Source organism: Rhodoplanes sp., from assembly GCF_013377085.1.
GTDB lineage: Bacteria > Pseudomonadota > Alphaproteobacteria > Rhizobiales > Xanthobacteraceae > Rhodoplanes.
The window spans coordinates 76242-89083 of record NZ_JACAAX010000014.1; the positions used below are offsets into that span (position 1 = coordinate 76242).

The 12842-nt window shown below is 67.7% G+C and carries 12 protein-coding genes; 5 read left to right on the top strand and 7 right to left on the bottom strand.

Annotated elements, in window-relative coordinates:
• Positions 1 to 144: 144 nt before the first annotated feature.
• Both HXX10_RS12260 and HXX10_RS12265 read right to left on the bottom strand, forming a co-directional pair.
• Positions 145 to 2016 carry an autotransporter domain-containing protein gene (locus tag HXX10_RS12260; protein WP_296522527.1) on the bottom strand — a complete coding sequence of 624 codons (1872 nt, stop codon included), beginning with the start codon at positions 2014 to 2016 and terminating at the stop codon, positions 145 to 147.
• 330 nt (positions 2017 to 2346) lie between these two features.
• Complete coding sequence (locus tag HXX10_RS12265; protein WP_296522528.1) at positions 2347 to 3222, bottom strand: LysR family transcriptional regulator; 876 nt, start codon at positions 3220 to 3222, stop codon at positions 2347 to 2349.
• Between the two features lie 98 nt (positions 3223 to 3320).
• On the opposite strand from HXX10_RS12265, the gene HXX10_RS12270 reads away from it, so the two are divergent.
• The 5 genes from HXX10_RS12270 (at position 3321) to HXX10_RS12290 (ending at position 8062) form a co-directional block, all read left to right on the top strand.
• The gene (locus HXX10_RS12270) at positions 3321 to 4106 is read left to right on the top strand and encodes an SDR family oxidoreductase (protein WP_296522530.1); all 786 of its coding nucleotides are present in this window, start codon (positions 3321 to 3323) and stop codon (positions 4104 to 4106) included.
• Positions 4107 to 4136: 30 nt separating this feature from the next.
• Entirely contained in the window at positions 4137 to 4853 is a 717-nt protein-coding gene (locus tag HXX10_RS12275; RefSeq protein WP_296522531.1) for a ribonuclease activity regulator RraA, read from the top strand.
• Between the two features lie 100 nt (positions 4854 to 4953).
• Positions 4954 to 5934, top strand: a complete 981-nt coding sequence (locus HXX10_RS12280) for a tripartite tricarboxylate transporter substrate-binding protein (RefSeq protein WP_296522532.1) — start codon at positions 4954 to 4956, stop codon at positions 5932 to 5934.
• Between the two features lie 46 nt (positions 5935 to 5980).
• Positions 5981 to 7153: an enolase C-terminal domain-like protein gene (locus HXX10_RS12285; protein WP_296522533.1), complete on the top strand. Its 1173-nt coding sequence runs from the start codon at positions 5981 to 5983 to the stop codon at positions 7151 to 7153.
• 66 nt (positions 7154 to 7219) lie between these two features.
• On the top strand, positions 7220 to 8062 hold the full coding sequence (locus HXX10_RS12290; protein WP_296522534.1) for an NAD(P)-dependent oxidoreductase: 843 nt from the start codon (positions 7220 to 7222) through the stop codon (positions 8060 to 8062).
• A 181-nt stretch (positions 8063 to 8243) separates the two neighbouring features.
• On the opposite strand, the gene HXX10_RS12295 is transcribed toward HXX10_RS12290, so the two are convergent.
• The 5 genes from HXX10_RS12295 to HXX10_RS12315 form a co-directional block, all read right to left on the bottom strand.
• Complete coding sequence (locus tag HXX10_RS12295; protein ID WP_367141970.1) at positions 8244 to 8948, bottom strand: ABC transporter ATP-binding protein; 705 nt, start codon at positions 8946 to 8948, stop codon at positions 8244 to 8246.
• A complete protein-coding gene (locus tag HXX10_RS28965; RefSeq protein ID WP_367141971.1) occupies positions 8906 to 9670 on the bottom strand; it encodes an ABC transporter ATP-binding protein in 765 nt (254 codons plus the stop codon). Before HXX10_RS28965 ends, HXX10_RS12295 begins: the two co-directional genes overlap by 43 nt.
• A complete protein-coding gene (locus HXX10_RS12305; protein WP_296522535.1) occupies positions 9654 to 10646 on the bottom strand; it encodes a branched-chain amino acid ABC transporter permease in 993 nt (330 codons plus the stop codon). Before HXX10_RS12305 ends, HXX10_RS28965 begins: the two co-directional genes overlap by 17 nt.
• Positions 10646 to 11515 carry a branched-chain amino acid ABC transporter permease gene (locus HXX10_RS12310; RefSeq protein ID WP_296522536.1) on the bottom strand — a complete coding sequence of 290 codons (870 nt, stop codon included), beginning with the start codon at positions 11513 to 11515 and terminating at the stop codon, positions 10646 to 10648. Before HXX10_RS12310 ends, HXX10_RS12305 begins: the two co-directional genes overlap by 1 nt.
• Positions 11516 to 11594: 79 nt before the next feature.
• A complete protein-coding gene (locus tag HXX10_RS12315; RefSeq protein ID WP_296522537.1) occupies positions 11595 to 12806 on the bottom strand; it encodes an ABC transporter substrate-binding protein in 1212 nt (403 codons plus the stop codon).
• Between the last annotated feature and the right edge of the window lie 36 nt (positions 12807 to 12842).

Consider the following 12842-nt stretch of genomic DNA (forward strand, 5'->3'; position numbering starts at 1 on the left):
CGCCCATGGCGGCCAATCAGCCGTTCCTCGAGCCGTCCGTCTCGCCTTCGGCCCGCCGATTCCGAAGGATGATTTACTGGCTGGTGTCTCGACCTGCGGTGTCTTGCAGCGGCGACGCTTCGCGTCCTGCTCCGAACGCCCCGATCAGAACGGTGCGCCGAGCGTGACGGTCACGGCTGAAATGCGGTCCCCCGGCTGGCCGAACGTCGTCGACGCGCCAACTCCGAGACGTACGATTTTGCTGAACTCGGCGTTGAATCCGGCCAGCATGGTGCCGTAGCCGCCGGTCAGGTTGGCCATCGCAATTTCCAGGCTGGACGTTCCGCCGACAAATCCGACCCGGTAGGTGCGTTCGTCGTCCTTGTGTTCGTAATCGTAGGACAACTGTCCGTAAGGACGCACGCGGACGCCGAACCAGTGGCTTTCGGCGGCAACCTGCCAGCCGAGCCGCGAGCGCAGCGACTCGCGGGCCTGATCGCCATAGCTCATCGCCGTCACGCTGCTCGAGTTTTCGCTGAAGCCATTCACGTCGACACGCGCCCAAGCCAGCCCGGCAAGAGGGCCGTGCACGACGTCGCCGAAAACGAAGTTGTAGCCGACCTGCCCCTTGGCGGCGAACCGGTTGCCGCCCGTGTCGCCGCTTTCGACGGTGTTGAAGGGACCGAGCGCGATCCTGCGGGTGCTCGCGAAATCGAGCCGGGAGTAGCTCGCCAAGGCATTTGCATAGAAGGCGCCGAGCTTGTACGCGCCGAATCCCGAAAGCGTCCACTCGTCGTAGTTCACCGAACCCAGGTTGTTGCCGTAATCGAACGGGACATGCCCGTACCCCAGGGTCACGCCCCCGAACATCTGGTCGTTCAAGGCCTTCTCGTAACCGATGACGAAGTTGGTGCCGGAGTCGTCGCCCGATGGAATTCCGCCTGACGCATCTCTTTTCGAATAGGAATAGTCGGTGCTGAAAAAGACCCCCTGGCCTGTGTAGCCGAAGTTTTCGAACTCCTGCAGCCGGGAGTCGATGGACCGCCACTGTGCACCGGCACGCGCCATCGCCACCTGGGACAGCAGGCCGGCGCGGTTCGCCGCTTCCAACGACGAATAGACCCAATCGGAAATGATCCTGTGGCCGCCCTCCGACGGGTGCTTGGGGTCGGCAAACAGATAGCCGCCCGTTCCTGCAGGCGCTGGGCAACCCAGCGCGGCCGCACAGGCCGCGTCGGTCGTGTTGGTGAAACCGTAAGCCGCCGGATTGGCGAGAATGGTGCCGAGCAATCGGCTGGTGTCGAAATAGAGGGCGTTCTTGCCGGCCAGCCCCGTCACCAGGGCCGTGTTGAACGTCGATACCAGGCTTTGAAGCTCTGCCGAATACGGAAGCTGCGCCGCCTCGTGGGCATAGGGCGTCCTGCTGATGTCCATGATGCCGACGACGATCAGATTGCGCACACCGGCCGATTGCAGACGGGTCACCTGCGCCACCATGTCGTCCGCCGCCGTCACCAGCGCCGCCTGGCCGGCCGCGAGCGTCCCGCCGCCCATGACCGCGCTGAACTGCGCGATGACATCGTTGTGCCCGCCCGAAACAGCATAGAGCGCGTTTCGATCCACCGGCCCGCGCGCCAGAAAGTCGTCGACCTGGGTGCTCACCGGTGGAATGCCCACGGCGTAGGACGGCCCTGTCGGTGCGAGGCTGATGCGGCCCATGCCGACTGCAAAGTCGTTGCCGCCGGCGATGGGCGTGAAACCGTACACCGGGAGCGTCGGCACGACGGCGTAGGACGGCGTCACCGACAGACCGTACCGGACGCCGAGATTCTGCGCCCAGATCGTTCCGGGGTTGGTCGAGAAGTGGCTGTTCGCCCCGACACCGGGGATCGCGGCGAAGACACCGGCATCGGTGAGGCTGTCACCGAAGAAATAGGCGTTCGAATACGGACCCGCCTGAGCGCCGGAAACCGCTCCGATCAGCAACGAGGCCAGCGCGACGCCCCGTTTCAGCATGGACCGCCGATGTCTGTTCATGTCGCTCGCCTCGCATGCGCCAAACCCGATGACGGCTGGCGGACCACAGGGACATCGCTCGACAACCGAGATCGGTTGCTGCTCGCGTTTCACGGCTTCGCGTTTTCGGGGGCCTGGATCGAAGTGGTAAATAATTCGTAACAAAAAGCGGTTAATAAATCGTAATACAGAGTAATACTGCGTAATATAGTAGTTGCGGCTTAATCTGCTTACGCATCACAGAGAATCGGCTCGTTTTGCTCAGTCCGCACGTTCCGCTTGCTGAATATCCGCCCGGGGGCCGGACCAGGGCTGTGCCGCCTGTCGTCGCCTCGGCCGTTCGCTTCGTTGTCAGGGCTGTCGGGCACGCTTCGGCTCCTGGCCCAGAAACGCCCGCACCAAATGGGCGCGGGACGAGGCCTGCAGCCAGACGAGGCCGATGCGGCGGACGAACTTGGTCTTGTGGATCGGCAGCTTCTTCAGCGTCAGCCCGGCCGGCCAGGGCGGCGCCCAGTCGGGCACCAGCGACACGCCCAATCCCTGGTCGACCAGCACGGCGATGGCGTCGAGCGAATCGAGCTCGAAGCGCTCGCGCGGCCTGATCTTGGCGTGGCGCAGATAGCGGTCGGCGAGGCGCCCGCCCCAATGGGTGTGGTCGTAGCGGATGAACGGGTGGCCGGTCAGGATCTCGCGCGGATCCGAGCTTTCGACCGAGCCGGGCGCGATCACCATCAGGGGCTCGTGCCGCAGCACCCGCCAGGCGCAGCTCTTCGGCAGCGCGAACTCCGGCTGGACGATGATGGCGGCGTCGATCTCGCCGGCCAGCACCTTGGGATAGAGGTCGCGCGACGTGCCCGGCGCGATATGGACGTCGATGCGCGGGAACGCCGTGCTGCAGCGTTTCAGGAGGTCGGGCAGCAGACCCGTCATGGCGGTCGCGACGGCGCCGAGCCGCAGCGCGCCGGCCGGCTCGTCGACCACGGCGATGCTGCGCAGATCCTCGACGCCGCGCAGGATGGCGCGCGCCCGCGCCATCACGGCCGATCCGGCCGCGGTCGGCACCATGGTGCGGCCCGACCGCGCGAGAAGCCGCGTCCCGATCTCCGCCTCCAGCACCTGCAGCCGCTGGGTGACGGCCGCCGCCGTGACGTTGAGATGGCGCGCCGCGGCGGCGATCGATCCCTTGTCGACCACCAGCATGAAGCTCTCGAGGAAGCGCGTGTCCATCGTCAGAAAAACTAAGGTCTGAACGCAGGAGAATCCATCTTTTTTATCGGATCGGCCTGCCCGACCATTCCCCGCAACGCGACAAGGGGAGGCGAGGCATGGATCTCGGGCTGACGGGGCGCACGGCGCTCGTGCTGGGCGGCGGCGGCGGACTGGGCAGCGCGATCGCCGCCACGCTGGCGCGCGAGGGTGCGGCGACCGCGGTGGCGGACATCGACCTCGCGGCGAGCGAAAAGGTGGTTCAGGCGATCGAGGCCGCCGGCGGGCGCGGCCTGGCGCTCGCCTGGGATCTCGCCGATCTCGGCGTCGTCGACGCGCGGGTGTCGGCCGTGGAGGCGGCGTTCGGCCCGGTCGACGTGCTGGTCGCCATCACGGGCGGTCCGCCGCCGACCCCGGCCGCCGGCCAGGACCCGGCGCTGTGGACGCGCTCGTTCCAGTCGATGGTGCTGTCGGTCATCGCCGTCACGGACCGGGTCCTGCCGAAAATGCGGGCGCGACAATTCGGCCGCATCGTCACCTCGACGTCCTCGGGCGTGATCGCGCCGATCCCCAATCTCGCGGTGTCGAACGCGCTGCGGCTGTCGCTGGTCGGCTGGTCGAAGACGCTCGCCCGCGAGGTCGGCCGCGACGGCGTCACGGTCAACATCGTGGTGCCGGGCCGCATCGCCACCGGCCGCATCCGCTTCCTCGACGAGCAGAAGGCCAAGCGGGACGGGCGCGCCGTCGCCGATATCGCGGCCGAGAGCGAGGGCTCGATCCCGATCGGCCGCTACGGCGAGCCGCAGGAATACGCCGACGTCGTCGCCTTCCTGGCGAGCAGCCGCGCCTCCTACGTCACCGGCTCGGTCGTGCGGGTCGACGGCGGTCTCGTTCCCAGCATCTAGCTTCATCCATCGACAACGGACAACAGCAACATGTCGGACACCAGCCTGGATCTGCCGCGCGACGTCATCGAGACCCTGCAGGGCGTGACCACCGCGACCCTCACCACGGTGCTGCTGAAGAAAGGCCTGCGCAATGTGTGGATGCGCGGCGCCCGCCCGCTGCAGCCCGGCCAGCCGCGCATCGTCGGCCGTGCCTTCACGCTGCGCTTCGTGCCGGCCCGCGAGGACCTGGCGACGCCGGAGAGTTGGTCGAAGCCGATCTCGACCCGCGGCGCCATCGAGGCGATGCCGGAGGGCGTCGTCGTCGTCGTCGACGCGATGGGCATCACCGATGCCGGCATCTTCGGCGACATTCTCTGCGCCCGCATGAAGAAGCGGAACGTCGCCGCGCTGGTGACGGACGGGGTGGTGCGCGACCTCGCCGGCGTGCTCTCGACCGGGCTGCCGGTGTGGTGCGGGGGCGCGGCCGCGCCGCCCTCGGTCGCCGGGCTCACCTTCGTCAACTGGCAGGAGCCGATCGGCTGCGGCGGCGTCGCGGTGTTTCCGAACGACGTGGTGGTGGTCGACCAGGACGGCGCCGTGCTGATCCCGGCGGCGCTGCTCGACCATGTGCTCGCCACCGCGCCCGAGCAGGAGCGCATGGAAGGGTGGATCATGGAGGAGGTGACGCGCGGCGCCCCGCTGCCCGGCCTCTATCCGATGAACGAGGCGACCAAGGCGCGCTACGAGGCCTCGAAGAAAGGCTGACGCCGGCGCCGAACGGCACGACTGGGGTCCGGCGCAATGCCGCCGGACTTTTTCACCAGATCATCGAAACGGTCCGCGAGAGGCCGATCGGGAGGAGTTCATGATGCGCGACCTGACAGGACGACTCTGTGCGCTGACTGCCGCGATCTGGACGCTGTCGTGTGTCGCGGCCGCGGCACAGCCGACCACCATCGTGGTTCCCTATGCGGCGGGCGGCCCGACCGACGTGGTGGCGCGGCTGCTCGCCGACCGCATGGGCCGCACGCTCGGGCAGACCATCATCGTCGAGAATGTCGCCGGTGCCGGCGGCACCATCGGTCCGGCCCGGGTCGCGCGGTCGACGCCGGACGGCAGCACGATCCTGATCCACCACATTTCCCTGCTGGCGGCGCCCGGGCTGTATTCCAACCTGTCCTACGACACCCGCACGGCGTTCGAGCCGGTCGGCCTGGTCAACACCGGGCCGATGGTGCTGGTCGGGCGCAAGACGCTGGCACCGGCGGACGGCGCCGCGCTGATCCCCTGGCTGAAGCAGAACGGCGACAAGGTGAACTTCGCCCATGCGGGCAACGGGACAAGCCAGCACTTCTGCACGGTGCAACTCGGCAACGTGGTCGGCTTCCGGCCGAGCTTCGTCTCCTATCGCGGTGCGGCGCCGGCCATGAACGACCTCGTCGCCGGCCAGATCGACATGATCTGCGACCAGTCGAGCAACGCCATCCCGCAGGTCCAGAGCGGCACGGTGCGGGCCTATGCGGTGACGTCGAAGACGCGGCTCGACTCGATCAAGGACGTGCCGACCATGGCCGAGGTCGGCCTGCCGGAGGTCGACTATGCCGTGTGGCACGGCCTGTATGTACCGAAGGGAACGCCGCCGGCGACCGTCGAGAAGCTCAACGCCGCCCTGCGCAAAGCCCTCGACGACCCGTTGGTGATCGAGCGCTTCAAGGAACTCGGTACGACGCCGTTCCCGGCCGACCGGCGTTCGCCGGCTGCGCATGCAACACTGTTCTCAACCGAGTTCGACCGGCTGGCCAAGCTGATCGAGAGCGCCGGGCTCAAGGCGACCACGGCGAACTGAGAACGCCGCCGGACGTCGGCCGCAGCAGAGAGGCGAGGGCAGGGCCGTGCGCATCAAAACCGTGATCGAGCGGACCGTGAAGGTCGACTCCAAGGTGCGCAATGCGCGGGTCGATCTCGGCCAGATGACGGTGTCGGCCGTCGCGGTCGTCACCGATGTCCACGGCGACGGCGGGTCGATCACCGGCTTCGCCTTCAACTCGTTCGGCCGCTACGGCTGCGGCGGCCCGCTGCGCGACCGCTTCATCCCGCGCCTGCTGGCGCTGGAGCCGGCCGACCTGCTCGACCCGGCGGGCACGAACGTCGATCCGGGCCGCATTCTCGCCGCGCTGCTGACGCGCGAAAAAGCCGCCGGCCATGCCGAGCGCTCGATGGCGCTGGGCACGCTGGAGCTGGCGCTGTGGGACGTGGTCGCCAAGGTCGAGCGGCGGCCGCTCTATCAGGTGCTCGCCGACCGGTTCGGTGGCGGCGCGGCCACGCTGCCGGGGGACATTCCGACCTATGCGGCCGGCGGCTTCTACGGCAATGCCGACGAGGTCCCGGCGGTCGGCGCCACGGTGGCGGGCTGGCGCGACGCCGGCTTCGTCGACGCCAAGATCAAGGCGGGCGGCGGCGATCTCGGCCTCGACTGCCGGCGCATCGAGGCGGCGCGCGCGGCGCAGCCGCCCGGCGGCCGGCTCGCCCTGGATCTCAGTTGCGCCTTCGACGCGGCCTCGGGCGTGCAGTTCGCGCAGGCGGTGAAGCCCTACGATCCGTGGTTCCTGGAGGAGCCCTGCGATCCGCTCGACTTCGAGGGTTATCACGCCGTCGCGCAGACCGGCTGCCGCATCGCCGGGGGAGAAAATCTCTTCGCCGCGCGAGAGTTCGACAATTTCCTCCGCTACGGACGGCTTGGTCCCGGCGTCGTGCTCGAGCCCGATCCGGCGCTCGCCTACGGCGTGACCGGCCTGCGCGAGATCGTCGCGGTGGCGCAGGCGCACGGCCTGTCGAAGGCCGCGATCTATCCGCACGGCGGCAACATGATGTCGCTGCATATCGTCGCCGGTCTGGGGCTCGCCGGGCTCGAAGCCTATCCGGGCCAGTTCGGCATCTTTGGCGGGTTCAGCCGCGAGATCGACATCCGCGACGGCCGCGCCAGCCTGCCGTCTGCACCCGGCATCGGCTTCGAGGAGCAGCCGGCGCTGTTCGCGCTGTTCGACGAGATGGCGCGTAGCGCCTGAACGCCGGCGACACGACCGCCGCGCGACCGCGAGACCCTGAGAATCGACAGCAATCGGAGAACCGACATGAGCCCGGTCATCGCCATCGTCGCCGCCGGAGCGATGGGAAGCGCGGTCGCGCGCCGCTGCATCGAGAACGGGGCGCGGGTGCTGACGTCGCTCGAGAGCCGTGGCGCCGCGACGGCGCAGCGCGCCGCGGCAGTGGGTATGACGGCCGCGACCGACGACGAAATAGCCGGCGCCGACCTGGTTTTCTCCGTGGTGCCACCTGCCGAGGCCGCCGCACTGGCCCGGCGACTGGCGCAGGCGTTCGCCCGCACGGGGAAAACCCCCGTCTATGTCGACTGCAACGCCGTCAACGTGACGACCAAGCAGGAGATCGGTGCCATCGCGATGGCAGGCGGCGCCCGCTTCGTCGATGCCGCGATCATCGGCTTTCCCCCCGCACCCGGCGAGGTCGGCCCCGCCGTCTATCTCTCGGGCGAGGCGGCGCGTGATGCCACCGTGCTGGGTACGCTCGGTCTGAACGTGATCGTCATGGAGGCGCCGGTCGGCGCCGCGTCGGCGCTGAAGATGTCGTTCGCGGGTCTCAACAAGGGCATGACCGGGCTTGCCGCCGCCATGATGCTCGCCGCGTCTCGGGCCGGTGCGTCCAGGGCATTGCGCGAAGAACTGGCGAGCAGCCAGCCGCAGGTGCTGGCGCGCTTTTCGCGCACCGTCCCGGACATGTATCCGAAGGCGTATCGCTGGGTCGCCGAGATGCACGAGATCGCGGAATTTCTCGGCGACGATCCGGCGGCGCGGAAAATCTTCGAGGGCATGGCCGAGCTGTTTGCCCGCATCGCGGCCGACGTCGAGTCCGGGCGGGAGGAGGTGCGCCTGTTGGACGCGTTCTTCACCGCACCATGACGATCGCTGGCGGGATCTCGCCCGCCGCGCCGACGTCACGGCCGAGCAGGGCGATTGCGGGCAGCCGCGGGTGATCCTGCATCGCCGCGGGCTGGTCGACCGCCGGTCGGGGGCCGAGGGAAGGCCCTCGCCGAACCCGGGGCTCGGCGAGGGGCTCCGGCCCGGCCCGTCCGCGGCGCGTCTAAATCCCCAGATAGGCGGTGCGGACGTGCTCGTTGTTCGCCAGCTCGTCGCTCGCCCCGTGCAGGACCACGCGTCCGGTTTCCAGCACGTAGGCGCGGGTCGACACCGCGAGCGCCTCGGCGAGGTTCTGCTCGACCAGGAGCAGCGACACGCCTTGGCCCGAGATCGTCTTGATGATCTCGAACACGGCCTCGACCATGATGGGGGCGAGCCCGAGCGAGGGCTCGTCCAGGATCAGCAGCTTGGGGTGGCTCATCAGCGCCCGTGCGATCGCCAGCATCTGCTGCTGTCCACCGCTCAGCGAACCGCCGAGCTGCGATTCCTTCTCGCGCAGGACCGGGAACAGGTCGTAGACCATCTTCATGGTCTCGGGGCGCCGCTCGCGGGCCGCCGGTACGTAGCCGCCGAGCAGCAGGTTGTCCTTCACGGTGAGCTGGGTGAGCACGCCGCGCCCCTGCGGGATATGGGCGATGCCGAGCGCCGGAAGCTTGTGCGCCGGCAGCGCGCCGAGATCCTGTCCGTCGAACACGATGCTGCCCGACCAGACCGGCACCAGCCCGGAAATGGCTCGCAGCAGCGTCGTCTTGCCGGCGCCGTTGGACCCCACCAGCGAGACCGCCTCTCCCGACTCCACCGTCAGGGAGACGCAGTCCAGCACTTTCATGTCGCCGTAGCCGGCGCTGATCGCTTTGACGTCGAGCACAGCTTCGAACTCCCCCCGAGATAGGCCCGGATCACCTTTTCGTCTCTCATCACGGCCTGCGGCGAGCCCTCGGCCAGGAGCTCGCCCTGGTTCAGCACCACCACGCGATGACAGAGCGCCACCACGGCCTTCATCACGTGCTCGATGAAGATCACGCTGACGCCGGTCCTGTTGATCAGCCGCACGAGGTCGAGGCCCTCGTCCATCTCGCGCGGATTGAGTCCGGCGAGACATTCGTCGAGCATCAGGACCTTGGGCTTGAGGGCGAGCGCCCGGCAGAGGTCGAGCCGCCGCCGGCGCTCGACCGGCAGGTTGGCGCTCGTCACGTCGACGCAATCGGCGAGACCGGTCAGCGCGATGCATTCGCGCGCCGCGGCCTCGGCCTCGGCGGGGCGGTCGGTGTGCAGCAGTGCCGCGACCGTGACGTTCTCCAGCACCGTCATGCCGAGGAAGGGCCGCGACGACTGGAACGTGCGGGCGACCCCGTGCCGCGCCATGGCGGGAGTGGGCAGCCCGGTGACGTCGACGTCCTGGAGGAGCGCCCTGCCGCCGTCGGGCCTGAAGGTTCCGGCGATGGTGTTGACGAATGTCGACTTGCCGGACCCGTTGGGTCCGATCAGGCCGAGAATCTCGCCCTCCGCGAGGTCGAGGCTGACGTCCTTGAGGGCGTGGACGCCCTGGAAGGACTTCTTGAGATTGGTCACCTTAAGCAACGTGGACACGGGTTCCAACCTGTTTCGGGAGACTGGCGGCGGGAGCGCGGTCGAACAGCGAGATCAGACCTTTGGGTCTCGCGACCACGACCACGATGAGGAGCAGGCCGTAGAGAACGAGGCTGGCCCCGCTCCGCAGCGAGCCGAGATACATGTTGGTCAGCTCGGTCAGCAGCACGACGACGGTGGCGCCGAGAACCGGTCCCCACAGGGTGCCGATCCCGCCGACGATGACGACCACGGCGATCTCGATCGAGAGGTTCAGGCTGGCGACCCCGTCCGGGTCGATATAGCCGACCGTGAAGGCGTAGAGCACGCCCGCCGCCGCCGTGATGGCCGCGCTGAGCACGTAGGCGATCAGCTTCACCCTGTCGGTTCGCACGCCGAGCGATTCGGCGGCGTCCTGATCCTCGCGGATCGCGGCGAGATAGCGCCCGATCTTCGCCTTCTCCATCCAGCGCACCAGGACGAAGACGGCGACCAGCAGGCCGAGCGCGAGATAGTAGTAGGGCGCTTTCGAGCTGAACTGCAGGGTCAGGATGTCGTCGCCGTGGAACGGCAGCGGAACGCCGTTCGCCCCGCCGGTGAACTCCTGGAAGTGCAGGAACAGGATGCGGGCAATCTCACCGGCCGCGATCGTCGCCAGGCAGAAATACGGTCCGCGAAGACGGAAGCACGGGAGCCCGATGACGACGGCCGCGCCGCAGGCCAGAACCATGCCGACGATGCCGCCGACGAGCGGCGAGATCTCGTAGTTGACCATCAGGAGAACGGCACTGTAGGCGCCGATGGCGAAGAAGGTGGAGTGCCCGAGCGACAGTTGCGCGCCGTAGCCGCCGATCAGGTTCCAGCCGAGCCCCATGGTCGCGAACAGGAACACCATGAGGACCGTGTGGATGTAGTACGGCGTCGTCGTCACGACCGGGAACAGCAGAACGGCCGCGCCGGCGAGGGCGGCGAGAAAGATGCGTCCGGTGCGGTTCATCACGCACTCCTCCCGAACAGCCCGCTCGGCCGCACGAACAGCACGGCGAGGAAGATGAGAAACGCGAAGAGCTGCGACAGGTCGAGAGACACGAACGTGCCGCCGAGCGCCTCGACGATGCCGATCAGCAGGCCGCCGACGAGCGCGCCGGTGAGCGAGCCCATGCCGCCGAGCACCACCACGATGAAGGCCGTGGTGTTGAACAGGGTCCCGACCCCGGGATAGACATAGAACATCGGCGTCAGCAGAACCCCGGCGATACCAGCCATCACGGTGCCGACCCCGAACGCCACGGCGAAGCAGCTTACCGGGTCGATGCCGAGCAGCGTCGCGACCTCGCGGCTCTCCGCGGTCGCCCGCATCGCCCGCCCCGTGTCGGTCCGGTTCAGGAACAAGGTCAGCGCCGCCACCATGACGAGGGCGACGCCGAACGCGATGAGGCGCGGCAGCGAGATCGCCAGCCCGCCGAACCTTATGGCCGCATCCTTCACGGTCGTCGTGACGGTCAGGTAGTCGGCTCCGAACGCCAGCAGGGTGATGTTCTGGAGGAAGATCGAGAGACCGAGCGTCAGCAGGATGAAGGCCTCGTCGCTCTTGCCGATGATGCGGATGATCAGGAGCTTGAAGGTGAGCCAGCCGCCCACGAACATGATGACGGCGACGATGAGCAGGCCCGGATAGGGGCCGATGCCGACGAAGGTCGCCAGCGCCCAACTGACATACATCCCCAGCATGACGAATTCGCCCTGGGCGAAGTTGACGATCTTCATGACGCCGAAGATCAGGGTCAGCCCCACCGCGACCAGCGCGTAGACGCCGCCGATCATCAGGCCGTTCAATGTCGTCTGCAGGATAATGGTGGAGTCCAAGAGCGTCCCCCGTCGGTGCGAGAACTCTGCGACTGGACGGAGGGCGGGGCGCGAAGGTCGCTTCCCCGCCCGACCGTCGTCACCTCTTGAAGGTGCGCACGGCGTCCATCGCGGGGAACACGGTCCGCGGCTTGTCGTCCTGCCACTGGATCATGACCGGGTGGACGGCGCCGTTCCAGCCGGTGCCGTCGATCTTGACCCGCCCGGGCTGCATGAAGCCGCCGATCTTGTCGTTGTCGAAGGTCGAGAGGGCTTCGCGCACCTTCACCGGGTCTGCCGACTTGGCGATCTCCATCGCCTCTGCCAGCATCCGCACCGCGACGTAGGTCGGTCCGGCGTGCTCGGTCATGAAGGTGCCGAACTTCTCCTCGTAGCGGGTCGTGATCGAGGCGAGCTCCGGGACGCTGGAGATGCTCTTGGAGTCCCAGTTCCACGAGGCCACCGAGACGAATCCGTTGACGGCCGGGCCCATCTCCTTGGCGAACACCGGCCACAGGAACCCGGCGCCGCCGCCGATGATGACCGGGCTGACGTCCATCTGCTTCATCGTGTTGATGATCAGCTTGGCGTCGGTCGTGTAGGCGACCGGGAACAGCGCCTTGGCGCCGGAGGCCTTGATCTTGGTGACCAGCGACGATGCGTCGGTGAAGCCGTGCGGATAGGCCTCGAAGAGCACCAGGTTCAGGCCCGCCGAGGCCGCGATCTCCTTGATGCTGGAGGCGGTCGACACGCCGTAGCCCGAGTTCTCGTAGACGACGGCGACGTCCTTGATGCCGAGGCCGTACGTCTCGTTCAGCGCCTTCAGGAACTGGACCTGGGTGCTGCCGAACTGGCTGCCCTTGGGCGTGACCTGGAACGTGTACTTGTACTTGAGCGACGTGATCTGGTCGTTCACCGAGTTGGTGATGATCGGGATGCGGCTCTTCTCGGCGACCGGCAGGATCGGAAGCGTGAGGCCGGAAATGCCGGTGCCGACCGCGCCGGCCACCTTCTGGGTGCTGAAGACGCGTTCTGCCGTCGAGGCCGCGTTCTTCGGGTCGCTGGTCGTGTCGACGATCACCAGCTTGATCACGGCGCCGCCGAGCGCCTTGATGCCGCCGGCCTTGTTGATGTCTTCGATCGCCAGAGTCGCCGCGTTGAGGTCCTGCTGACCGGCGTCGACATTGTTGCCGGACAGAGGATTCAGGAAGGCGATCTGCACTTCCTTCTCGGCGCCTTGAGAGATTGCGATTGCGAGGCCCAGAGCGGCCGAGACGACCGCCGTGGACGTCAACCATGAGCCTAGCTTCATTCCCTCACTCCTGATGCTTGATCGATCGTTGTTGTC